This is a genomic window from Fretibacterium sp. OH1220_COT-178 (genome assembly GCF_003860125.1).
Classification (GTDB): domain Bacteria; phylum Synergistota; class Synergistia; order Synergistales; family Aminobacteriaceae; genus CAJPSE01.
This window is the reverse complement of sequence record NZ_RQYL01000025.1, coordinates 43891-66134: the sequence shown is the minus strand read 5'-3', so window position 1 is coordinate 66134 and position 22244 is coordinate 43891. Positions and strand designations below refer to the sequence as shown.

General features: G+C 64.6%; 17 protein-coding genes and 1 pseudogene. 4 read left to right on the top strand and 14 right to left on the bottom strand.

What is annotated here, in order from left to right:
* Nucleotides 1–112: 112 nt before the first annotated feature.
* The 13 genes from EII26_RS10345 to EII26_RS10285 all read right to left on the bottom strand — a co-directional run bounded on the left by EII26_RS10345 (nucleotide 113) and on the right by EII26_RS10285 (nucleotide 15902).
* Complete coding sequence (locus EII26_RS10345; protein ID WP_124889085.1) at nucleotides 113–1630, bottom strand: potassium/proton antiporter; 1518 nt, start codon at nucleotides 1628–1630, stop codon at nucleotides 113–115.
* Between the two features lie 4 nt (nucleotides 1631–1634).
* Nucleotides 1635–2483: an ATP-dependent sacrificial sulfur transferase LarE gene (gene larE, locus EII26_RS10340; RefSeq protein WP_124889084.1), complete on the bottom strand. Its 849-nt coding sequence runs from the start codon at nucleotides 2481–2483 to the stop codon at nucleotides 1635–1637.
* 31 nt (nucleotides 2484–2514) lie between these two features.
* Nucleotides 2515–4869 (bottom strand): endonuclease MutS2, encoded by a 2355-nt coding sequence (locus EII26_RS10335; RefSeq protein ID WP_158612272.1) that lies wholly within the window; start codon nucleotides 4867–4869, stop codon nucleotides 2515–2517.
* Entirely contained in the window at nucleotides 4866–5495 is a 630-nt protein-coding gene (locus tag EII26_RS10330; protein WP_124889082.1) for a CvpA family protein, read from the bottom strand. The genes EII26_RS10335 and EII26_RS10330 overlap by 4 nt, the downstream gene beginning before the upstream one ends.
* A gap of 202 nt (nucleotides 5496–5697) precedes the next feature.
* Entirely contained in the window at nucleotides 5698–7737 is a 2040-nt protein-coding gene (locus EII26_RS10325) for a methyl-accepting chemotaxis protein (RefSeq protein ID WP_158612271.1), read from the bottom strand.
* Nucleotides 7738–7940: 203 nt separating this feature from the next.
* Nucleotides 7941–8642 carry an NAD(P)H-hydrate epimerase gene (locus EII26_RS10320; protein ID WP_158612270.1) on the bottom strand — a complete coding sequence of 234 codons (702 nt, stop codon included), beginning with the start codon at nucleotides 8640–8642 and terminating at the stop codon, nucleotides 7941–7943.
* Between the two features lie 83 nt (nucleotides 8643–8725).
* A complete protein-coding gene (locus tag EII26_RS10315) occupies nucleotides 8726–10480 on the bottom strand; it encodes an ATP-binding protein (RefSeq protein ID WP_124889079.1) in 1755 nt (584 codons plus the stop codon).
* Between the two features lie 112 nt (nucleotides 10481–10592).
* Nucleotides 10593–11306, bottom strand: coding sequence for a response regulator transcription factor (locus tag EII26_RS10310; protein WP_124889078.1), 714 nt, complete (start codon nucleotides 11304–11306; stop codon nucleotides 10593–10595).
* Nucleotides 11299–11991, bottom strand: a complete 693-nt coding sequence (gene phoU / locus EII26_RS10305) for a phosphate signaling complex protein PhoU (RefSeq protein WP_124889077.1) — start codon at nucleotides 11989–11991, stop codon at nucleotides 11299–11301. Before phoU ends, EII26_RS10310 begins: the two co-directional genes overlap by 8 nt.
* Before the next feature lie 247 nt (nucleotides 11992–12238).
* Nucleotides 12239–13036 carry a phosphate ABC transporter ATP-binding protein PstB gene (gene pstB / locus EII26_RS10300; RefSeq protein ID WP_124889076.1) on the bottom strand — a complete coding sequence of 266 codons (798 nt, stop codon included), beginning with the start codon at nucleotides 13034–13036 and terminating at the stop codon, nucleotides 12239–12241.
* An 81-nt stretch (nucleotides 13037–13117) separates the two neighbouring features.
* Nucleotides 13118–14008 carry a phosphate ABC transporter permease PstA gene (pstA, locus tag EII26_RS10295; protein ID WP_233572704.1) on the bottom strand — a complete coding sequence of 297 codons (891 nt, stop codon included), beginning with the start codon at nucleotides 14006–14008 and terminating at the stop codon, nucleotides 13118–13120.
* A complete protein-coding gene (gene pstC / locus EII26_RS10290; RefSeq protein WP_124889075.1) occupies nucleotides 14005–14910 on the bottom strand; it encodes a phosphate ABC transporter permease subunit PstC in 906 nt (301 codons plus the stop codon). Before pstC ends, pstA begins: the two co-directional genes overlap by 4 nt.
* 143 nt (nucleotides 14911–15053) lie before the next feature.
* Nucleotides 15054–15902, bottom strand: a complete 849-nt coding sequence (locus EII26_RS10285; RefSeq protein ID WP_124889074.1) for a phosphate ABC transporter substrate-binding protein — start codon at nucleotides 15900–15902, stop codon at nucleotides 15054–15056.
* 322 nt (nucleotides 15903–16224) lie between these two features.
* On the opposite strand from EII26_RS10285, the gene EII26_RS10280 reads away from it, so the two are divergent.
* From EII26_RS10280 to brnQ, 3 genes and pseudogenes are all read left to right on the top strand, one after another.
* Nucleotides 16225–16530 (top strand): HU family DNA-binding protein, encoded by a 306-nt coding sequence (locus EII26_RS10280; RefSeq protein WP_124889073.1) that lies wholly within the window; start codon nucleotides 16225–16227, stop codon nucleotides 16528–16530.
* A 274-nt stretch (nucleotides 16531–16804) separates the two neighbouring features.
* Nucleotides 16805–17737, top strand: a complete 933-nt coding sequence (locus tag EII26_RS10275; protein ID WP_124889072.1) for a DUF2156 domain-containing protein — start codon at nucleotides 16805–16807, stop codon at nucleotides 17735–17737.
* A gap of 486 nt (nucleotides 17738–18223) precedes the next feature.
* A pseudogene (gene brnQ, locus EII26_RS13450) lies at nucleotides 18224–19609 on the top strand (branched-chain amino acid transport system II carrier protein); the annotation flags it as partial.
* Between the two features lie 44 nt (nucleotides 19610–19653).
* On the opposite strand, the gene EII26_RS13140 reads toward brnQ, so the two are convergent.
* Complete coding sequence (locus tag EII26_RS13140) at nucleotides 19654–19836, bottom strand: DUF3343 domain-containing protein (RefSeq protein ID WP_342447311.1); 183 nt, start codon at nucleotides 19834–19836, stop codon at nucleotides 19654–19656.
* Nucleotides 19837–20155: 319 nt separating this feature from the next.
* On the opposite strand from EII26_RS13140, the gene EII26_RS10265 reads away from it, so the two are divergent.
* Entirely contained in the window at nucleotides 20156–22177 is a 2022-nt protein-coding gene (locus EII26_RS10265; protein WP_158612269.1) for a TerB N-terminal domain-containing protein, read from the top strand.
* Nucleotides 22178–22244 lie beyond the last annotated feature (67 nt).

Sequence of the window (22244 nt, the reverse complement as noted above, 5' to 3'; positions counted from 1 at the left end):
CGCCGCCCCTCAAACCCTCCTATTTCCGCAAAACGCCTGTCACGACGCCATTCCCCGGCGGTCCTCCGTAAAAACACCGACCCAATGCCTTGCGCTCACAGCTTTCATTGTACTACAAGCCCGTCTCCTCCAGGGCCTCTCCATCCGTGGCCTCCTCCGGATCCCGGCGGCGCGCCAGCAACTTCTCGACCTCCGACAAAGAGGTGCGCTCCCCGAAGATGAGGAGGGCGTCCCCGGACTCCAAGAGGGTCCCCCCCTTGGGGATCAGGAACCGGGTGCCGCGATGCACCAGCAGGATCGTCACTCCCTCGGGGAAGTTCAGCTCGCTCACGGTGCGGCCGACCACGCAGGAGTCGGGCAGGAGGTCGATCTCCCGGGTCTCCTCCCCTCCGCTGCCGGGCGTCCGGTCGAAGGAGAGCGGGTAGGAGGGGGATATCCGCATCCAGGTGTCCAGGCTCAGCCAGCGCGCCACGGTCGCCAGGGTCTTGCCCTGAAGGAGGACCGAAGTGAGGACCACGAAAAAAATCAGGTTGAAGAGGTAGCGCGCGTGAGGATGCCCCGCCGTCAGGGGGTAGGTCGCCAGGATGATCGGCACCGCCCCGCGCAATCCCGTCCAGCTGATGAAAAGGCGCTCCCGGAGGGAAAACTCGCTCCGAACGGTGCAGAGGAAGACGGACAGAGGGCGCGCCACGAACATGAGCAGAGCCGAGACCAGGAGCCCCGTGCGGATGATCGAGCCGTTCATCAGCTCCCCCGGGTTGACCAGAAGCCCCAGGACCAGGAACATCGCGATCTGCATCAGCCAGGCGAAGGCCTCGTGGAAGCGCTCCAGGCTGTACTTGTAGAGAAAGTCCCCCCCGCCCATGACGATGCCGCAGATGTAGACGGCCAGGTAGCCGTTGCCCTGGGCGCTCTGGGCCAGTCCGAAGGTGATGAGCACGGTGCTGATGCCCCAGACGGGATAGAGGGCCTCGTTTTCCACCCGCATCCGTTCGATCAGAAGGCAGGAGACGCGCCCCATCAGAAAGCCCATGAGCCCCCCGACCACCATCTGGGTCAGGAAGACGACCACCATGTCGCCCAGGGGGGCCCCGGGGTTCTCGATCCAGCGCAGCGCGGCGAGCGTCAGGAAGACGGCCATGGGGTCGTTGCTGCCGGATTCGAACTCCAGCAGCGGCTTGAGCGAACCCTTGAGCCCCAGTTTCTGGGTCCTGAGAATGGAGAACACGGCTGCCGCATCGGTGGAGGAGACGATCGTCCCCAGCAGGAAACCGTCCTGAAAGGAGAAGCCCGGGATGAAGGAGACCGGGACCGCCATGGCGGCGGCCGTGATGAAGACGCCCGCTGTGGACAGGGTCATTCCCCGTGCGACGACGGGGCGGATATCCTGCCACCGGGTCTCGAAGCCGCCCGAGAAAAGGATGAAGGCCAGGGCCACGGTGCCGATCAGATTGGTGAACGAGGCGTCGTCGAACGGCAGCCCCCCGGGTCCGTCCACCCCCGCCAGCATTCCGATCCCCAGAAAAAGGATCAGCGCGGGGATCCGGGTCCGTTCCGAGACCGTCCCGGCGATGAGGCTGAGCAGGAAAAGGAGCCCCGTGACCAGAAAGGGATCCACATGCAGAAGCATCGTCCTATCCTCCCTTCGTCGGGGCCCCGGCGGAGGCGGGCAGCGCCTCGTTGAGGCTGCCCATGCGGTAGCCCTTCAGGTCCAGGGTGACGAACCGAAAACCCGCTCCCCGAAGGGCTTCGTGGACCCTGGGAGCGGCCCCGAGCAGGGACGGGGCGTCCTGCGCCTCCGTCTCGATGCGCGCCAGGTCCCCGTGGGCGCGAACCCGAAACTGCGCGCCCCGCGGCAGGATCGCGGCCAAAAACCGTTCCGCGGACTCGATGCGCGCTAATCCCGACCGCGTGACGGGCTCCCCGTAGGGAAGGCGCGAGGCCAGGCACGCCTTGGCCGGCTTGTTCCACGTGAAAAGGCCCCGCTCCCGGGAGAGCGCGCGGACCTCGGCCTTGGTCAGTCCCGCCTCCAGCAGAGGGCTGCGCACGGCCTCCACCTCCGCCAGGGCCCTCGCACCGGGCCGGTAGTCGTGGGCATCGTCCGCATTCGAGCCGTCCAGAAGCCATGGGATCCCGCGCTCCCGCGCCCAGTCCGCCATGCGGGCGAGGCGCATCCGCTTGCACACGTAACAGCGGTCCGGAGGGTTCGCGACGAAGGCCGGGTCCGAGAGCTCGTCCAGCTCGATCAGAAAATGCCGCAAACCCAGCGTCCGAGCGAGGCTGAGGGCATCCTCCCGCTCATCCGCGGCAAGCAGAGGGGAGTCGACGGTGACGGCCACGCAGCCGTCGCCCAGCGCGTCGTGGGCGGCCGCGGCCAGCAGGGCGCTGTCCACCCCCCCGGAAAAGGCCACGGCCGCACGGCCCAGACCCCGCAGCAGGCCCTTCAGCACCTCCAGTTTTTTTTCGGTCGTCGGTTCGGTCAAATCGCTCCCCCTCCGTCCTGACCGGACGGGCTCAGGCGAAACTGACGATGGTGACGCCGTACCCGCCTTCGCCCGCACCGCCCAGGCGATAGTCCTTGACGTACTTGAGCCGCGCGCAGAGCGCGTGGACCTCCCGGCGCAGCACGCCCTCCCCGCGGCCATGGATGATCGTGACGCTCGCATGATTGCCTCGGTAGGCCCGGTCCAGATAGTTCGACAGCAGCGGCAGGGCCTCGTCGACGTTCATGCCCCGCAGCATCAGGGAGGAGGGCACGGTCTCGCGCCGCATGGCGGTCGTGGTGTCCGCCGGCGGCAGCGCCACCTTCGCCTTCCGATCCGTGGCGACGAGCCGGTCGACCGGGACCTCGAGACGCATGGGGCCCGCCGTCAGCCGGGCCTTGCCGTTTCTGACGGACTCGACCAGCCCGACGACCCCGCTGCCGGCCACCTGAACCGTGGCCCCGGGCTCGACCACAAAGGACTTGGGCCGGGCCTCGATCTCCCGCTCCACCCGTTTGGCCTGACGCCGCTCCATCCCCTTGCGGAGCCTGTGGATCTCCTGACGCCTGTCGTTCAAACCCCGATGGGCCGCCGTCTTCATCGTCTCCTCCAGATCCCGGATCATGCCGCGCGACGTCTCCTCCGCCCGGCTCAGCAGGTTCGCGGCACGACGGTCCGCCGCCTCCATAATCCTGTCCCTCTGAAAATCGATCTCCGCCACGCGGTCCCGATAGAGCTGCTTCAGGCGCTCCGTCTCCCGTACGGTCTCCCCGAACTCCCGCTCCGCCCGCTCCAGCGCCGATCGACGTTCGTTGAGCTCGCCCATCAGGTCCTCCGCCGAGGCCGTTCGCGCGTCCAAACTCCCCTGAGCCAGCTCCAGAACCGCCTCCGGCATCCCGTAGCGGCGTGCGATCATCAGCGCGTTGCTCTTTCCCGGTACCCCCATGAGGAGCCGGTAGGTCGGGGAGAGGCGTTCGGCGTCGAACTCCATGCTGGCCGTCTCCACGCCGGGGGTCGTCAGGGCGTACTGCTTGATGGGATTGTGGTGCGTCGTCGCCAGCACCAGGCTGCGCCTCCGGCGGAGCGTCTCGAGGATCGCCACGCCCAGCGCGGCCCCCTCCTGGGGGTCGGTCCCCGCGCCCAGCTCGTCCAGCAGGACGACCGAGGAGGACGTCGCCTCCCCCAGGACCCCGATAATGTTCTTCAGGTGCGCGCTGAAGGTGGAGAGGTTCTGTTCGATGCTCTGCTCGTCGCCGATATCGGCGTAGAGGGCGTCGAAGTTTCCCACCGACGTGCCGTCCCGCGCGGGCAGGGGAAGCCCCGACCAGGCCATCGTCAGGCACACCCCGGCGGTCTTGAGCACGACCGTCTTGCCCCCCGTGTTTGGGCCCGTGACGACCAGCGTCCCGAAGGACTCTCCGCAGCGGACGTCCACCGGGACGGCGGCGTCCTTGAGCAACGGATGCCGGGCCCCGACCAGCCGAAACGCCCGTTTTCGCGTGAGCTCCGGCATCACCCAGCCCCGGGTGCGCATCAGGACATCGGACGCGGAGAACAGGTCCAGCTCGCCCAGGACCCTCTCCGCGTCGGCGATCGCCCGTTCCCGCGACAGGACCCTGCGGGTGAGCTCCAGAAGGATGAGGCGCTCCTCGTCGCGTTCGTCCCGCGTCTTGAGCATCAGGCCGTTGTTGACGGATGAGAGCATCCGGGGCTCCATGTAGACGGAGTTCCCCGACCCGGAGCGGTCCACGGTCAGGCCCGGAAAGCGATTGATGTACTCCTGGCGCACCAACAGCAGGAAGCGCCCGTCCCGCCAGTTCAGGGAGCGTTCCTGCAGCATGTTCACGATGTGGGGGTCCTCCAGCAGGCGCGCGGCCGTACGGCGTCCCGAGCGCTTCAGGGCCTCCAGCTCCCCGCGGATGGCCTGAAGCCTGGGCGACGCGCCGTCGGCCAGCCGGCCGGAGTCCTCGATCACGGACAGGGCCTCGAGCTCGGGGGAAAAGTCCCGCAGCCGGTCCCGCAGGCCCCCCAGAAGGGGAAAGTCCTCCACGGCCTCGGCCAGCCCCTCCCGAACGCGCCGAGCCGCGGCAAGCAGCGTCCGAACCGACAGAAGCTCCTCGCCCGAGAGAAGGCCGCTGCGCTTGGCCCCCTCGAAGAGCGGGGTCGCCGGCGCGGCCTCCGCATTCCAGGCGATCTCCCCCCTGCGGTCGACAAAATCGATCCAGGACCTCAGGAGGGCCGCGCGCTTCTCCAGCTGTTCGAAGGTCCGGCAGGGCTCCAGGGCGTCCAGAGCGCACAGCCCCAAAGCGCCGCGAAGCCGGTCCCTGAAGGGTTGGAGGGCCTTTCTAAACTCCAGGAGCTCCTGTACGGGCGGTGCGACGATCATGGCCTGGGCTCGGTTCCTCCCTCGACGACCTTGTCCGGACTGGCCGGGGGCATGACGGCGACGGCGTCGGCCGAGAGGGTGCCCCGGCGTTTCAGGGAGACCTCGAGCTCCGCGGGCGCGAGCCGGTCGAGATCGATCCATCCGCGGTCGGACATGAAGCCGACGAGGGGCGGCCAGACGACGGCGGCGCCCCTCATGGCGTAGCTCTCGTCCAGCCACGCCGTGGGGAGGACGGGGGAGAAGATCGTGGCGGCCCCATAAAGGAACAGGACCACGAAAAAGGCGCGCAGGGCGCCGGAGAACACGCCGAGGAAGTGATCGGTCATCGACAGGTTCGCCGCTTGAATGAGGAGCCGCAGGAGACGTCCCAGAAGCGAGAAGACCAGCGATACGGCGATGAAGATTGCCACCGAGCAGACCAGCGCGACGATCGTGGGGTCCCACGAGGGGAAGTACCCCACGACGAGCTCGGCCGCGGGACGCGCGAAGGTCCAGCCGCAAAAGACGCTGGCGACAAGCCCGATCAACGCGACAAGCTCGCCCGAAAGCCCTCGAAGGGCCCCGCGCACGACAAAAAAAGCCAGCAGACAACCCGCTGCGATATCGAACATAAAGGCAAAGTTCATGATGCTCTTCTCCTCCGTCGTCTTGCCCGAATCCCCGAGGGCCCGAGGGTCGGAATAGGGGCAGGTATCCGGAAACCGGATCCAACGCTTGCTTGTTCGGAGGAATTATAGCAGGAATTCGGCGGACAAAGGCGGGCCATTCACCCCATTGCGCCGCCACGCCGGGGGGCGGGGAGTGCCCCCCGGCGGCTCAAGGCCGAGATCATCCCTTCAGGGCGGGCATCCCGTCCTCCCCGGTGCGGAATCGGTCGGCAAGGCCCTTCAGCCCCTCGGCCGCCTCCGCCACACTCTGGGCGTGCCGGGCGATATCGTTGGCCACGTCCACCGTGTTCACGGCCGCCTGGCCGAGTTCCTCCTGCACCTCGACGACCTCCTGGATGGAGGTGGTCACGCTCTGGACGGATGCGGTCATCTCCTCCGCCGAGGCGGCCTGTTCCTCGGACACCGCCGCGACGTTCTGGATCGACTCGTTCAGGCTGTTCGTCGCCCCCAAGACGCTCTGGAGCTCCTTGTCGACCGACTCGGCCCCGGCGACGAGCTCCTCCAGGTGCCGGACCATCTCCCTGGTCGCGGAAAGGGAGCTGCCGGACCGCTGCTGGAGGGTCTCGATCAGCTTGCTGACCTCCTTTGCGGCGTTGCCGGACTCCTCCGCCAGCTTGCGGACCTCCTCGGCCACCACCGCAAAGCCGCGCCCCGCCTCGCCCGCGCGCGCCGCCTCGATGGCGGCGTTGAGCGCCAGAAGGTTCGTCTGGTCCGCGATCGACGTGATGGAGGTCACGAATCCGGAGATGGCCTCGACGGACTGCGCCAGGTGCTCGATCTGCTCCGTCGTCTCGCCGGACCGGCGCTCCACCGCCCTCATGCCCTCCACGATCCGCCCCACGTTGCGGACCCCCTCCGTGGTGCCGTCGCTGACGAGGGAGGACTGGCTCGCCCCCTCCGTGGCGGCGTGGGCGCTGGCCTGAGCCCCCGAGGCGACCTCCCCGATAGCGGCATTGACGGACTCGAGCGCGGAGGCGCTCTCCCCGAGAAGGGTGTTGGAACGGCCCATCAGCCCGCCGACCTCCTCCATGGAGGCCAGCAGGCCCTTCGCGATTCCCTCCAGCCCCTCCGCCTGCCGGGCGCTCTCGGACACCTGGGAGCGAATCGAGCCGATCATCTCCCCCAGAGAGGCCGCCAGCCGGTTCAGCATTCCGGAGACCCGGGCGAACTCGTCCCGTCCCGATTCGTCGAAGCGCGTGGAGAGGTCCCCCGCCTCCAGCCCCTCCATCCCCGAGGTCAGCTTGCGTATGGAGCGCGTCATCCCGCGGATGATCCAGAAGAAGGAGAGGGCGACGAGGAGGAGGGGCGTGGCCGCGACGGCCGCCAGGACCAGGACCAGGCTCCGGAGAAGCCCGGAGACGACCGAGTAGGGGAAGGCCGTTCCGAAGTAGAGGCCGTACCCGGCCGGGGCATGGAACATCAAACGCTTTTCCCCGTCCAGAAAATATTCGGAGACGCCGGTCTCACCCGCGGTCATGCGCCGGGCCGCCTGACGGAGCCCCTCGGGAAAGTCCGAATCCGTCAGGAGATTGGCCTTCATGATGTCCGTCTTCCTGGTGGAGGCGACGATCAGGCCGTCCCTCTGCACCAGCACGCCGACCCCCTGGCCGAGGAGCCTGAGCTCCGCCACCTGGGCTCCCAGAGCCTCCAGGTCCAGGTCCGCCCCGACGACCCCGAGCAGCCTGCCGGAGTCGTCCCGGACGGCAAGGGCCATGGTGACGCCCAGGGCGTTCCCCACATGAAACCGATAGGGCTCCGTGCAGACGACCTCCCCCGCCCCGGCCGAGACGGCCAGTTTGTACCACGGGCGCTCCCTTGCATCGAAACTCTCCGGAACTTCATCTCCATTTCCGTCGGCAAAGCGGCCGTCGGATTCGTACCCCCAGAACAAATCCTTGACGCCTCTGTCCCTGACCTCGTGAAGGAGGGCGGCGGCGGCACGGGCCATTGCGTCGCGCGAGACCGCTCCGAGGTCCAGATAGGCGTGCCGCAGGGAGCCCGCGGAGGTCTCGAGGACCGAGGCCGATTGCTCCAGGACCTCGCGGATGCCCACGGCCGACTGGACCACGCTCTCCGTTCCCGCCTCCTTCAGCAGGGCGTCCAGCTTAGAGCCGCCCCACAGATAGGCGGCGCCCATCAGGACAAAAAGCACCAGAAAGCCCCCCAGAACCGTTCCCAACAGCCTGCCCTTGATCGTCATCTCTCCGTCTCCCCTCAGTCGCAAAAGCACAAAAATCTCAAGACAAGACCACACAACACGAAAAAGAACTCCCACCGCAATCAGGAGTCCTCGCCTGAAAACACACCTATTCATTTTACATTATGAATCAAATCATCCGCAACTTTTTCGATGTTTCCCACCTTTCTCCATGCTCCCGCAATGAAGATGAAATTTGAATCGCGTCAGGAGGGCGGCGGGATCTCCGGTCCGGGGATGCCGATGGGGACGACCGTCACGGCGCCCGCATATTGCGGAGCCAGCAAGAGGCCGCGTTTCATTTTATGGAAGGTGATGGTCCGGCTCGCCCGTACGGCGACGCCCAGGACCTCGCCCGTATCCGCGTCGATCCCCGACGGGAGGTCCACGGCGACGATATGGGAGGCCGAGGCGTTGACCGCCTCCACCGCACGCCGGTGGAGGCCCCCGATCGAACGCGTCAAGCCGGTTCCGAACAGGGCGTCCACACAAACTTGGCTGCGTGCCGCGGAGCGCTCCAGGGCACCGATGTTCCCCTCGTCCAAGCCCCTCGTTCTGCCGGGCGCCACCCGCTCCAGGATGTCCCGATTCGTCCGAAAGTCCGCGCTGCCCCCCTCCGGATCCCCGATCAGAAACACCTCGACCCTCCGGCCCAGGATCAGCAGATGCCGGGCCACGGCGAGGCCGTCTCCACCGTTGTTTCCCGGAGCACAGAGCACCGTGAAGGACTCCGCCCCCCAGATCTCCCTCACGACCGCCACGGCCGCGTTCTCCATGAGCAAAAGTCCGGGTATGCCGAAGTCCTGGATCGCCCGGCGATCCGCCTCCCGCATAGCCGCCCGGGTGATGGTCTCCATTTTTTGCTCCTCCTTCCCGTCGTTGGCGTCCTCTCCCGAAAGAAGGCCCATCTGAAGATCAGCAATGATCAAGCCCAATAGACTCTTTTTCGATATCTGCAATGACTTCCAGGCAACGATCAAGGATCAGGGGCTCACCGTTTCACGTGAAACTTCGGCAGAACGAGCCGCAGCTCGGCCCCGCCAAGGGCGGAGCAATCGGCAAATTCGACGGTGCCCCCATGGGCCCGGGCGACCCGAACCGCTATGGCGATGCCGAGTCCATGTCCATTTCGCCCCCACTTTTCCCTCCGCCCATTACGCGCCTCGTAATAGGGCAAACGTTCATCGAGAAGCTCCTGGCGCAAACGAAGAAGTTCCTCTGGATCAAAGCCGGGGCCGTTGTCCGATACCGCAACGATCCATGATTCCTCCAGGTCGGACAGGGAAAACCTTATTCTTCCCCCTTTCCCCCCTTCCTTCTCATACTTCTTGGCGCAGGCCCTCACCGCATTGTCCAGTAGATTCGAAAGGGCCCGCAGCAGCTCCGGGCGGGAGCAAAAAAACGGGGCCTCCTGTGGCAAATGGGTCTCGATCACCATCTTTCGGGCCAGAGGATGTCCTCGGAACTCTTCCGCGATAAAATTCAGCATCTCCGCAAGATCGTCCTCGCAGAGCTCCTCCCGTCCGACCGCTTCATCATCCAGTTTCACCAGCAACAGGAGATCGTCGATCAGATCCGTCATCCGCTCCTGCTGCTGAAGGACGGTCTCCGCGAGTGTCCTCGACTCCTCATCCTCCATCCCGTCCAGAAGGAGTTCGGCGGCCGCACGAATCGCGGTCAGGGGGGTTTGAAGCTCATGTCCCGCTTCGATGGTGAAGTTGCGCCGCATCGTCTCCAGGCGATATTCCGCGGATACGTCGCGCATCACCATCAGGCAGCCGTCTCCCAGGGCAATGGCGCAAACGGCAAGACGGATCCTCTTATTGTGGGGCAGTCCGACGATTCCCCTGAAGTCCCGTTTTTCGAGGAGAGCGTACAGCTCTGCGGGAAGCAGCCTCTCTATGGCTTGTCCTGCTTTCGCCTCATCGGCTCCAAGGAGTTCCAGGGCTGCCGGATTGACGCAGCGCAACTCGCGATGGGCCCCCGTCAGCAAGACACCTACGGGCAGCGCCTCCAGAATGTGGCGCAGCTCCGCCCGGCTGATTTGAAGGGCCTCGGTCGCATTTTTGAGACGCTCGGCCATATCGTTCAGGGCCATGGAGAGCTTTTGCAGCTCGGGCTCCCCGAACAGGGGAAAATGAAGGTCTTTGGCCTCCCTGATGGCTGAGGATGCCTCGACAATCCGATCCAGAGGAAGAAAGATGCGACGGGAGAACCAGATGATGAAGAGGAGAAGCAGCAGCGAGGTCCAGGCAATGTTTTCAAAAAATCGCCAGGTCAGCCCCCTTCCGATTTGAGTCAGGGCAGGCAAGGGCCAGGCAAGGCGAAGGACTTCCGCAGCCCCCTTTGTTTTCAATGCAAGGGCGTAGTAGTGCATTCGTGCGCCCACCGTGGAGCTGTAGCGCAGGGAAACTCCCTCTCCGCTTTTTCCGGCCTCGACGATCTCCGGCCTCTGGGCGTGATTTTCGAAGGGCTGCCTCGATGAATCGTAGAGAACCCGACCCGCATCACCCACCAGGGTTACCCGCCCCTGCCAGTCCCCCAGTTCCCGGACCTTCTCCCTCAATCCTTCCAGGCCGTTTTCCTCGTATTCGTGCTCCAGGAGGCGCGTAAAGTACCGCATTCGTTCCAGATTTTCGTTCAAAATCCGCGAACCGACCTCCTTGTAGAAGAAGTACAGGCTGAAGGCCATCGAGGTGCTCATCAAGACGATGAAGGCCAAGGCCATCTTTCGTTTCAATCCCATGCATTGTTCTCCTCCTTGACGAGGGTCGTCCGCCCTCGAGAGGCTGATTTATCCTCCCGATCGTTCGCAGGCCGGGCGGATTTTGCGGGCAAGGACAAAATCATCGGCAAGATCAATCGGTCTCGGACGACCTTTCCTCCAGGCTCAGACGATAACCCCTTCCACGGTGCGATTGGATGACCAACGCAGGTTCTTCGCCGTCATCGAGTTTCTTGCGCAGCCTGGAGATGTGGACGTCTATCGTCCGGGTGGTGCAATCCTGAGATCGCCATATGCCGGAAAGGAGGTTTTCGCGGGTGACCGTCACGCCATAATGCGCGGCCAGACGCTCCAGAAGGCGAAATTCCGTCGCACTCAGCCGGAGCTCCCTGCCCCGCAAGAAGGCGGCCTCGTTTCTGCGGTCGATCCGCAGTTCCCCGCAAGCCCAAAAATCTTCCTCCTGCCTGCCCTTGCCGCAGCGCCTCAGGATCGCGGCGGCTCTGGCCGCGAGCTCCGTCGTCGAAAAGGGCTTTCGCACATAGTCGTCGGCTCCCAGGTTCAGCCCTTCGACGACATCGCGCTCCTCCCGGCGCGCGGTGAGCATGAGCACCGGCGTATCCTGAATCGCCGAATCCGATTTGATGCGTCGGCAGACCTCCCAGCCGTCCATCCCGGGAAGCATCAGGTCCAGGACGAGCAAATCGGGGCGCAGGTTGTAGACGGCCTCCAGTGCGGCGTCGCCATTTTCGACGGCAAAGACCTCGTAGCCCCTGCGCAAAAAAAGCTGGCGCACCAGGTCCAGGATGGCCTTTTCATCGTCCGCCACCAAAACCCTGGTCTTAGGCATCCGAATCCCTCGGGGCCTTGTAGTCGGAGGCCTTCGGCATTCTTCCGGAACATATGTAGACGACCCTTTCGGCGATGTTCGTCAGATGGTCCCCGGCCCGCTCCAGGGTGCGCGCGACGCCGATCAGCAAAAAGGCCTTTTCGAAACGCTCCGGACATTCCATCATCGCTGCGAAGAGTTTTTGCATCACCCGCTTTTCCAGGGCATCCACCTCTTCATCCATCGCGAAGACCTCCTCCGCCATGGCGGCGTCGGAGACCTCGTAAGCGGTCAGGACCCGATCCAGCATGGCGAGGAGGACCTCCTTCATCCTCGGGAGGTCGGACGGGAGAGCGATCGCCCTCTCGCCTCCGAGGCCGAGGACCGAACGGGCGATGTTGACCCCATAGTCGCCGATCCTCTCCAGATCGACGGCCATGTGCATGGCCGATATCACTGCTCGGAGATCCTCGCCCAAGGGCTGATAGCGCGCACCGAACTTCATGCACGCGTCCTCGATACGCTCCGTCAGTTCGTCGAGAAGGTCGTCCCCGGCGATGACGTCCTTTGCGGCGTCCCTGTCCGTATCCTCGAGGGCGCTCACCGCGCGCATCAGCGCCTCTCCCGCCAGTTTGCCCAGCCTCAGGAGAAGGCGCCGAATCTCCATCAGATCGGCCTCAAGAGCCTTTCTCGTGTGAATCGCCATCGGAACTCCATCACCTCGTCCAATCTCATCCCGCCCCCAGCGGAACACCGGCCGGAGGGATCGTCCCGGAACACGTCCTCCAGATATTATTCCACAAAAACGACTCGAAAATGTGAACAAGCTATGTGCATATTGTGGGTAAACCCGAGATTCGCCTTCTTTGCCGTCCCCGAAAAAAGGTCTTTTGTGTACAACTCAGAGCGTTTTATTTTCCGAAAATATCGTTTTTATAAGAATAAACAGGACATCATCCAAAACGGCCCGTGATATAATCGCCCGTCCGCCTCTCCTTTGGGGATGTGAAGATCCTCGCGGTATCCCCGTATTCGATCAGCTCGCCCGCGAGGAAGAAGGCCGTGCGGTCGGAGATGCGGGCGGCCTGCTGCATGTTGTGCGTCACGATGACGACGGTGAAGCGCTCCTTCAGTTCGCGGATCAGCTCCTCGATGCGGAGGGTGGCGAGCGGGTCCAAGGCGCTTGTGGGCTCGTCCATGAGCAGGATCTCCGGCTCGGTGGCGATGGCACGGGCGATGCAGAGCCTCTGCTGCTGCCCCCCCGACAGGCCCGTACCGCTGCTCCCCAGCTTGTCGCAGACCTCCTCCCAGAGCGCGGACCACTCGAGGCTCCTGCGTACGATGCCGTCCAGGACATCCCGGTCCCGGACTCCGAACAAGCGCGGCCCATAGGCCACGTTGTCGTAAATCGACATGGGGAAGGGGTTGGGCTTCTGAAAGACCATCCCGACGCGGCGGCGCAGACCGATGACGTCCGTCGCGGGCGCATAGACGTCGTGCCCGTCGATCTCTACGGTCCCCTCGACCCGGGCCCCGGAGATGAAGTCGTTCATCCGGTTGAAGCACCGGAGGCAGGAGCTCTTTCCGCAGCCCGACGGACCGATGAAGGCCGTAACCGTGTTTCTGTAGATGTCGAAGGTCACCGATTTGAGCACCTTGGCAGAGCCGTAGTACAGGTCGAGCCCCCGCGTCGAGATGTGAACGGGCGATGGCGCCCCGCGTTCCCCAAGGGATTCGTTCGTCCTGCTCATCCTTTCTTCCTCCCGTTCCCGCAATCCGTGGCGAAGCGGCGGGGATGGCTGCGGCCCCCCGCCACGGCAAAGTTTCGGTCCTCATTTGCGCAGGCGGGCCCGGAGCAGGACCCCCAAGGCGCTGACCCCCAAAATCAGCCCCACAAGGACCAGAATGGCCCCATACTGGATGGGGCGCGTCTTCTCGACCTGTGTCCCCGCGGTCGCAAGGACGTAAACATGGTAGGGCAGGGCCATCACCTCGTCGAAAACGCTTCGGGCCGTCCCCTGCGTATAGAAGGCGGCGCCCGTAAAGATGATCGGGGCCGTCTCTCCGGCGACCCGCCCGATCGACAGAACGACCCCGGTGAGGACGGCGGGTGAGGCCGAGGGGAGGATCACCCGCCATATCGTCTGCCAGCGCGTGGCCCCCAGGGCGAAGGAGGCGGCGCGATATTCCTCGGGAACCGCGGCAAAGGCCTGTTCGGAGGCGGTGGCCATGAGGGGCAGGGCCAGGCAGGCCAGAGTCATGGCCGCCGCGAGCATGGAGGGGCCAAACCGAAGAAAGATCACGAAGAAGGAAAGGCCGAAGAGCCCGAAGATCACCGAAGGGACCCCGGCCAGGGAGCGAAGGGCCAGGCGCACCAGGCGGGCGAACCGGGAGCTTCCGGCGTACTCGGAAAAATAGAGGCCCGTGCCGACGCCGATCGGAACCGCTACGACCATGGACAGAAGGGTCAGCTGCACGGTGCCCACCAGGGGAGTCCAGATGCCCCCCGCGCTCATGCCGTCGCGGGGAGGCTCCGTCAGGAAATCCCAGGACAGAACGCCCCATCCCTGCTTCAGAACGAAGGAGAACATGAAGAATACCAGGAGCCCCAGAAGGGCTGCCGCAAGGACGAAAAACGCCGTGGCCAGCCTGTCCTTGAGCCTCCTTCGCCCCACCCCGAGCCCACAACCCGGCAGGGCAGGGGAGCGGCGCCCACCCGTCACGAGCTCCTCGCCCCCTTCCTCTCCAGTTTGCCGGCCAGGATGTTGATCGACAGGGTGAGCAGCAACAGGATGAACCCCGCGAAGAAGAGCGCGTGGTAGTGAGCGGAGCCCACGGGGGTCTCGCCCATCTCCGCGGCAATCGTCGAGGTCAGAGGCCGGACGGGATCGAAGGGGGAGGCCGGCAGAATGGCCGCTCCCCCCGCGGCCATCAGGACCACCATCGTCTCGCCCATGCCGCGCATGATCCCGAGGAGGGAGGCGGAGGCGATGCCGGGCAGAGCCGCGGGCAGCACCACCCTGGAAAGCGTCTCCCATCGGGTGGCCCCGATGGCGTAGGAAGCGGCGCGCAGTTCCTCCGGAACCGCCCGGAGGGCTTCGTCCGCCAGGGACCCCACGACCGGGATCATCATGCCCCCCAGCAGCATCGAAGCCGTCAGCAGGTTGAGGCCCGTCAGGACATGAAGATGCTTCTGCATCCAGGGCGCGACGAGCGCCATCCCGATAAAGCCGAAGACGATGGAGGGCACGAACCCCAAAACCTCCAGCAGGGGCTTGAGGAGGGCACGCAGCCAAACCGGCGCGATCTCGGCGGTGAACACCGCAGCGGCCAGGCTCGTGGGAAGGCCGATCAGGGTCGAGAGCAGGGAGGCCGCGACGGTCCCCCCGATCAGGGCCCCCATGCCGAGGACGGGCGGCTCCTCCTGAGGATACCAGTCCACGCCGAAAAGAAGGTCCTTCAGACGGACTTGCCGAAGCACGGGCAGGCTCTCCCGCACCAGGAAGAACAGGATGAACCCCAGGACCAGGATGCAGACGGCCGACACGGCCAGAACGCTCCCCCCGGCAATCCGGTCGCCCGAACCGCCGAAGGTCCGCGACGGAGCCCGACGAATCTCCCTCATGACAACACCTCCTCGTGCGGCCGCACCCCTCTTCCCGGAGGAGGCGTGCGGCAAGGAAAGAACGTTCTGCAGGTGCTTCTCTCCAAAATTTTAGAGTAGAAACCGATTGATCTTTATAGACCTTAATGGTTTGGCCGTTTCTCCTAGCGGCTTACGGGGATGAACCCCTCGTCCTCCACGATCCTCTGCCCGTCCTGAGAGAGCATGTAGTCGATAAAGCTCTTGGCGTCCCCCGCGGGCTCCCCGGCCGTGTACATGTAGAGTTCGCGAGAAAGCGGATAGCGTCCCGCCTTGGCGTTTTCGGCGGAGGGCGCGACCCCCTCGACGCTGAGCGCCCGAATCGTGTCGTCGACGTATCCGATGCCGTCGTATCCGATGGCGAACCGGTTGCCTGCGACCGTGCCCACCATCGCGCCGCTGGAGGCGACGACCTGGGTCCGGGCCGCCACCCGGCTTTTTCTGCCCTGGACGTCCCCCCTCTCCACCACCATCTCCTGCCAGGTGCCGTAGGTCCCCGAGCTCGAGTCGCGCCCGACCGCCGCTATCGGCGCATCCTCCCCGCCGACCTCCTTCCAGTTCACGATCTCGCCGGTGTAGATCTTCTTCAGCTGATCGAGGGTCAGGCTGCGCACGGGGTTGCCCGGATGAACGATCGGGACGATGCAGTCCAGCGCCACCACGAAGCGCACCGGGTTCACGCCCTTGCCCCGCGCCCGCTCGGCCTCTCCTTGCCTGATGGCGCGGGAGGCGTTGGCGATGTCGGCCGTCCCGTCAATCAGGGCTTTGATCCCGTTTCCGGTGCCGCCCCCCGACAGGGAGATGCGCACCTCCGGACGGGAGGCCATGAAGCGTTCCACCGCCACCTGAGCAAAGGGCAGGATCGTCGTGGACCCGTTGATCGTCAGCTCCCCGGCGCGCGCGGAGCCCCCCATCCCCCAAAACAGCATCAGACCGTACAGCCAAACCGCAAAAGATTTGCCCCGCTTTCTCATCGCATACGCTCTCCCTTCGTTTTCCGTTCGTTTTGTTCGGACATGCCGAGGATAACAGGGAGACCTGAAGCGAACCTTGCTTTTGTCTTACGGGAATGTAACAGTTGAAAACCTGAGGGAGTGGAGCGCCAAGGCGCTGAAAGGACGAGAAAAACTGCCCTTTGTGGTTCTGAAGGCTCATGTCAAGTAGGTCTTGATGTTCATTTTTAATCAAAAAAGCCTTAAGAAGTTGCTGCAACGTCATTTTTGCTCCCAAAACTACTTGCATATTTCATAAAGGCTGATAGAATGCAGAAAAATCCTTATTGTGGAGGTGTAAGTCGTGACCAAAGCTGAGCTTATTGACGAGATTGCCGAGAAGTTGCTTTTGAAGAAGAAGGACGTGACCCCGGTGGTGGAGGAGGTCTTTGCCTCGATCGAGGGAGCCCTCGCCAAGGGTGAGAAGTGCACGTTCGTCGGTTTCGGCGTGTTCGAGGTTAAGGAGCGCGCCGCGCGCGAGGGGCGCAATCCGCAGGATCCCTCCAAGGTCGTGAAGATCCCGGCGAAGAAGGTCCCCGTGTTCCGCCCGGGCAAGGACCTGAAGGAGAAGGTTCTGGCCGTCAAGACCAACAAGAAGAAAGCGAAGTAGCCCCCTCTCTTCAAATCAAAGTTTTTACAAAAAAAGCGGCACCAGGAGCGGCAGCCGCTTTTTTTCGTGCCTTCGTCCCGGCCCGGCGGCCCCCAAAATTGGACGCTTTTTGCCGGCCTTTGGTCCGACCTGCGGATAGCGCTCCTCTGCGGCTTCCCTTAAAATAACGGAAACATCGGAAAATCGCTGTCGCATACGGCGGAGCGACCGGCACGGGCCCCTGTGCGGGACCGCATCGGGGAATGCCGGATGCAAGGAAGGACTGGATTCGATCATGCTCGCCTTTAGGCCGCTCACCTGGGAGGACCGTGAACCCTATACCGCGCTTTACCGTCGCTCCCCCGTTCGATATGCCGAGTACTCGTTCTTTTCCCTATGGGGATGGCTCGGGACAAACCCCCTGGATCTGGCGTGGGAGGGGGAGCTCTGCTGGCTGCGCTCCCACGGGCACAAGCCGGGGTTCTGCGCGCCCATCGGAAACTGGGATGCGGTCGACTGGGAGAGCGCGATCGACCGCAATTTCGTGCCCGGGGACGTCCTGCAGGACGTCCCGGAGGCGATCGTCGAGCGGTTTCCCGACTCGCTGCGGAGCCGCCTGCACGTGGAGGAGGACCGCGACGAGTGGGAGTACCTCCACTCCGTCTCCGAGCTCATCGCCCTGGAGGGCGGCAAGTTCGCCCAGAAAAGGGCGCACGTCCGTTCCTTCCTGTCCGGCTACGACTGGGAGTACCTCCCCCTGCTGCCGGAGGATTTCCCCGAACTTCTGGCCTTCCAGTCGAACTGGCGCCGGCTCCGGGAGGAGGGGGCCTCCCTCGACGACGAGGACCTGGCGATCCGGTGCGCCCTCGAGCGATGGGACGACTTTCCCCTTTTGGGGGCGCTGCTGAAGGTGGACGGCGCCGTCATCGGCTACACGATCGCGGAGGAACTCGACGAGGAGACCCTGGACATCCGTTTCGAGAAGGCTCTGCCGAAGTATGCCGGCAGCTACCAGGCTCTGAATCAGCTCTTTCTCAAGCATCAGGGCTCGGGCTACACCTGGGTGAACCGCGAGGAGGACATGGGCGATCCCGGCCTGAGGGCCGCAAAGCTCTCCTATCACCCCGTCCGTCTGCTCAAGAAATATCGGGTCACGCTTCCGGGCCGGGCTCCGGCGTTCCTCGCCGAAAGCGATAACCCCGCAGGAGGCCGGCTTCCCCCGCTTTAATGAAGACCTAACTCTCCCCCAAACCGCAGGCAAGATTTTTAACATGTGACCAAGACAGGTTTTTCACGTTTTCTGCTGCACCCTGCACCCAACGGGTGCAAGATCAAAATTGGCTTAACCTATACAATAACGCGCTTCATCCTCGATAAAGCCGTCGCAGCCTGCGGATTTGGGCTCTCCCCTCAATCTTGACAAGCGTTGATCTGTTGTTATCCTGTTGGGGCGGGGGGGTTGTCCTGAATCAGAGGAGCTTAGCTCCAGGACATCCCTCCCGCCGACACGACGGCCGATGGAGCAAATGCAGCGGCAATCGGCGAAAAGTCCTGAACTTGCTTCGTCCCCCCCAATCCCGTCGCTGCCCGAGTGAACACGAATGTTCCGCTTCACGGACGCTCCGCCCGCATCGAGCCTGGCGCTCTCGGCGACCGCGGCGCCTTTCCCCGAAATACAGTCCTTCACCGTCTCGCTGCCAACGGAGCGCTTCCCATGGACGCAGAGAGGAGGATGCCCTTTCGGAACAAATCTGCCCTGTATGGACCCCCGCGGGCTCTCGCGGGAAACCGGAACACAATACGGACAGACCAAAGGAGCGGTGAGAGCATGAACGCAAAAAACAAGGAGATTCTCGTCACAGGTTTCGCTTTGTTCGCGATGTTCCTCGGCGCGGGCAACATCATCTTTCCGCCCTACATCGGAATCGCCGCAGGCAAAAAATGGGTCATGGCCCTCATGGGCTTCACGGTGACGGGGATCGGCATGCCCCTGCTGGGGCTTTTGTCCACCTTCAAGGCCGGAGGGGACATCGACAGGTTCGCAGGCAAGGTCAGCCCGTCCTTCGCGAAGGCGTTCAACTTCGCCATCCTCCTGTGCATCGGCCCCCTGTTCGCCATCCCGAGGACCGCAGCGACGACCTACGAGGTGGGGGTGCTTCCCCTCCTGGGCTCCCTCGAACTGGGAAGCGTCCTCGGCATCTCGTGGAGCGCCATAGCGGTCTCCCTGGTCTTCTTCGGCATCACCCTTTACTTCTCCCTCAATCCCTCCCAAATGATCGAGCAGATCGGAAAATATTTCACCCCCGTCCTGATCCTGATGCTGGGCTTCGTCATCATGAAGGGGATTCTCGTCCCGCTGGGCGGGTTCGGGGAGCCCTCGGTCGAGAACGTCTTCGCCATGAGCTTCACCGGGGGCTACCAGACGATGGACGCACTGGCCTCCATGGCCTTCGCGGGGATCATCATGGGCAGCATCATGCACCACGGACACGGCAACACCGGCGAGGGGCTGGCCATGGCGGTCAAGGCCTCCCTCGTGGCCATGCTGGGCTTTCTGTTCGTCTACGGCGGGCTCATCTACCTGGGCGCCTCGGGGAGCCTCCTCTTCAGGCAGGCCAGCGAGAGCCACGCCGTCATCACCGTGAACCTCATCTCCGCAGTCGGAGGCCGGGTCGGCAGATATGCCCTCTCCATCTCCATGATCTTCGCCTGCCTCACCACGTCCATCGGACTGGTGTCGACCGTGTCGGAATACTTCGAGAGGCTGCTCCGGCAAAGGTTCTCCTACAGGGCTCTGGTCTGGATCATCGTCCTGGTCAGCGCGGTGCTGTCCGTAGCCGGGGTCAACAAGATCATCCTTCTGTCGATCCCGGTATTGTCCACGCTCTACCCCGTAGCCATCGTCCTGATCGTCCTGAACCTCGCCGATTGGGGGTTCGGGACCGGGCTCTACCGAGGGGCCGTCATCGGGGCGTTCCTGATGGGGATCCTCTACGGGCTGCAGAACGTCGAGGGGGTCAAGGCCTACGCCCAAACGGCCCTGGCGGCCATTCCCCTGGGCGAGGAGGGCTTTGCCTGGATCTTCACCGCCGTCATCGGGGGGCTCTTCGGAGGGTTTCTGGGAGGGAGCCGGCTCGTGCCTCCCTACAGTTTTTCCAGATCGTGTACGGACGCCACCTCGATTTTGCGCGCCGCGGCGAGCGCCTCCGCCCTCGCCCTGTCCTCGCACGGGAACTCGCAGGCCAGGCCGCAGCTCGACGACAGCTTGCGCGGGACGGGGGCAATGCGCGCTCCGATCCCGGCCTCCCTGCAGGACCGCTCGAACATCAGCGCCATGCTGGTCGTCTTGAAGGTTGCCAGACAGCTCAAACCACACACTTCCCTTCCTGCCGCCCCGCGGACCGACGGTCCGGCCCCGGGGAGCGGAACTATTATATCCCGTGCACGGACCGTTTCGCGCCAAAAAAATCCGGATAACGTATATAATGAAGGCATCTCTCGAAACCTCGAGGTGCCCATTTTTCCCTCCTCCCCTCCGACGCGGCGCAGCCCCGGAAGGGAAAGAATCGGCGGAGACCCTTGACTCCGCAGGGGCGCAAGGCGCGGCGAACCTCGGCGGATAAGACGGCGAAAGGGAGGCGGCCCCGTGCTTTTTCTCGTGATCGGAATTGTCGTTGTTGTGGCCGTCGGCGCCCTGCTCAAGCAGACCAAGCGCGGACCCGTCGAGGATGCTTCGGCACAGCCCGCCGTCAACGAGGAGGTCCTGCAGCTCGATTCGCCCTCGGCGGACGAGCCCGATCGCCTTCTCCTCGGAAAATCGCCGCCCCCCGCGCCGGAAGAGGGAAAGGACGTCCCGGACGAACAAAAGGACTCCGGGCTCGAGACGGTTGCGCTTCCCGCCATCCAGGAGGAGCCGGAACCGCTCAGCCCCGTTTTGGCCGCCGCGCCGATCAGCTCCCCGAGCGCCGTGGCGAGCGCCACGTACTCCTCCGCGGCTCCTCCCACCCTGGGGGGGGACTCCCCCTACTCCTACGGCGCTCCGCAGGAGCGCAAAAAAGCGGAGACGGCCCCGTCGCTCCTGCGCTGGTGCGGAAAGACGGGCTCCCTTCAGCTGGGGGACTTCGTCCTCCTGGGGCCCCTGACCTATTGGTCGGACGGGCCCAGCAGCACCGCCGAACCCTGCTGCATCGACATCACCCTGCCCGTCGAGTATCCGTCCGCCGATACGGTCCTGCCCTCCGACGGCGCCTCCTCCTACGAGACCATGACGCCCCTGCAGCGGGGCGTCTACCTGACTTGGCTGGCCGGAGGCCGTATCCAGCCCCCTCACCACTTCTGCTACCCGGCCCTGTGGCTCTTCGGCCTCGAGCGACGCGTCCTGGTCGATCGCCTGGACCTGGGGGTCTGCATCGGCGAGGCCCTGCGCATCATGCCGTTGCTCCGCTGGGAGAGCCTGAGGGGAAGCCTGATCCGGTTCGTCACCTGGATGGCCGTCAAGCTCTGGCTTCCCGAGGAGCAGCTCCTCGCCTTCTGCAAGACCCTCGCCGTCGTCCCGGACGAACTGCTGGGCATGCTGCTGGGCCCCTACGCCAATTCCAAACTGCCCCTTCCCGCCATCGTAGCCTTCACTCTGGTGCGGGGCTCCCGGACCCTGCACGGCGCGGCTGCGAAGGAGGGGACGGCCGCGCCGCACTCCGAGGCCCTGTTCGAACAGTTCTCGGCACGCTACCGCAGCGCCTGCAAGGGAGGGTTCGTCCTCACCCGTCCCAGGACCTCCGTGTTCCTCGCGTACGTGCCGACGAACCCCTCGCTCGCCTCGGAGAAAAACGCGTCCGGCGGCGTGCTGGAGCTTCCCAACTTTTTCGAGGACCTCGACGTCTTCGCCCCTCTGGTCACGATCTGGACGGACCTGATGCGGGAGGTCGCACCGGCCGCCGCAGCGGAGGATGCCGCGGCGCTCTCCGATCGGCCGGACCTGGAGGGCTTCGTCCTCAGGATCCGGGGCGACGCCGCGCCGGATGCGGCGTTCTCCGAGCCCGCAGAGACGACCCTGGCGGCCCTGGCGGATCTGATGGGGATCGTCCGCGAACCGGATTCCAAGCCCAGGGGGACGGACCGCAAGAAGATGGTGGAGACCGCGCGGGTGGAGGGCTACCTGATCCTCCCGGACCTCGGCATCGCCGGGAAGGAGTACCGCTGGGAGGATCCGGCCCTGCTCGTCCCGCTGGAGATGGGGGCCCGGCTCTCCGCGGACTACTGCACCGCGGCACTCCTGCTGGAGTTCGCCTGTGCCCTCTCGAATCCGCAGGACCACGCCCAGTTCGAGGCCCTGAGGCTTCGCCTGGACGACTACCTCTCGCTCTCCACGGAGGACCACGCCCGGCTGGATGCGCTGAGGCGGCTCTGGATGCCGTCGCCCCCGACGCCCGAGGCCTGCGGCGAGTTCCTGCAGTTCTGGCTGCAGGACGAGCAGCGCACGGTCCTGAGAAACTTTCTGACCAACTTTCTGGGGTTCCTCCCCTCGGAGGAGCACCCGGCCCTCCTCGGGAGGATCTGTACGGCCCTCGGGGTCGCCCCGGACGCACACCCGCAGGCGGACGAAAGGCCGCCTCTGGAACGCGGCGAGGAGGTCGTCCGCATCTTGGCGCCGCTCTTCAAGAATTCGTGACATCGCGTTTCGTCCGCATTCCGGCCGTCCGGCCGGGACAGCTCGAAAAAATTTCATCAAGCCGCCT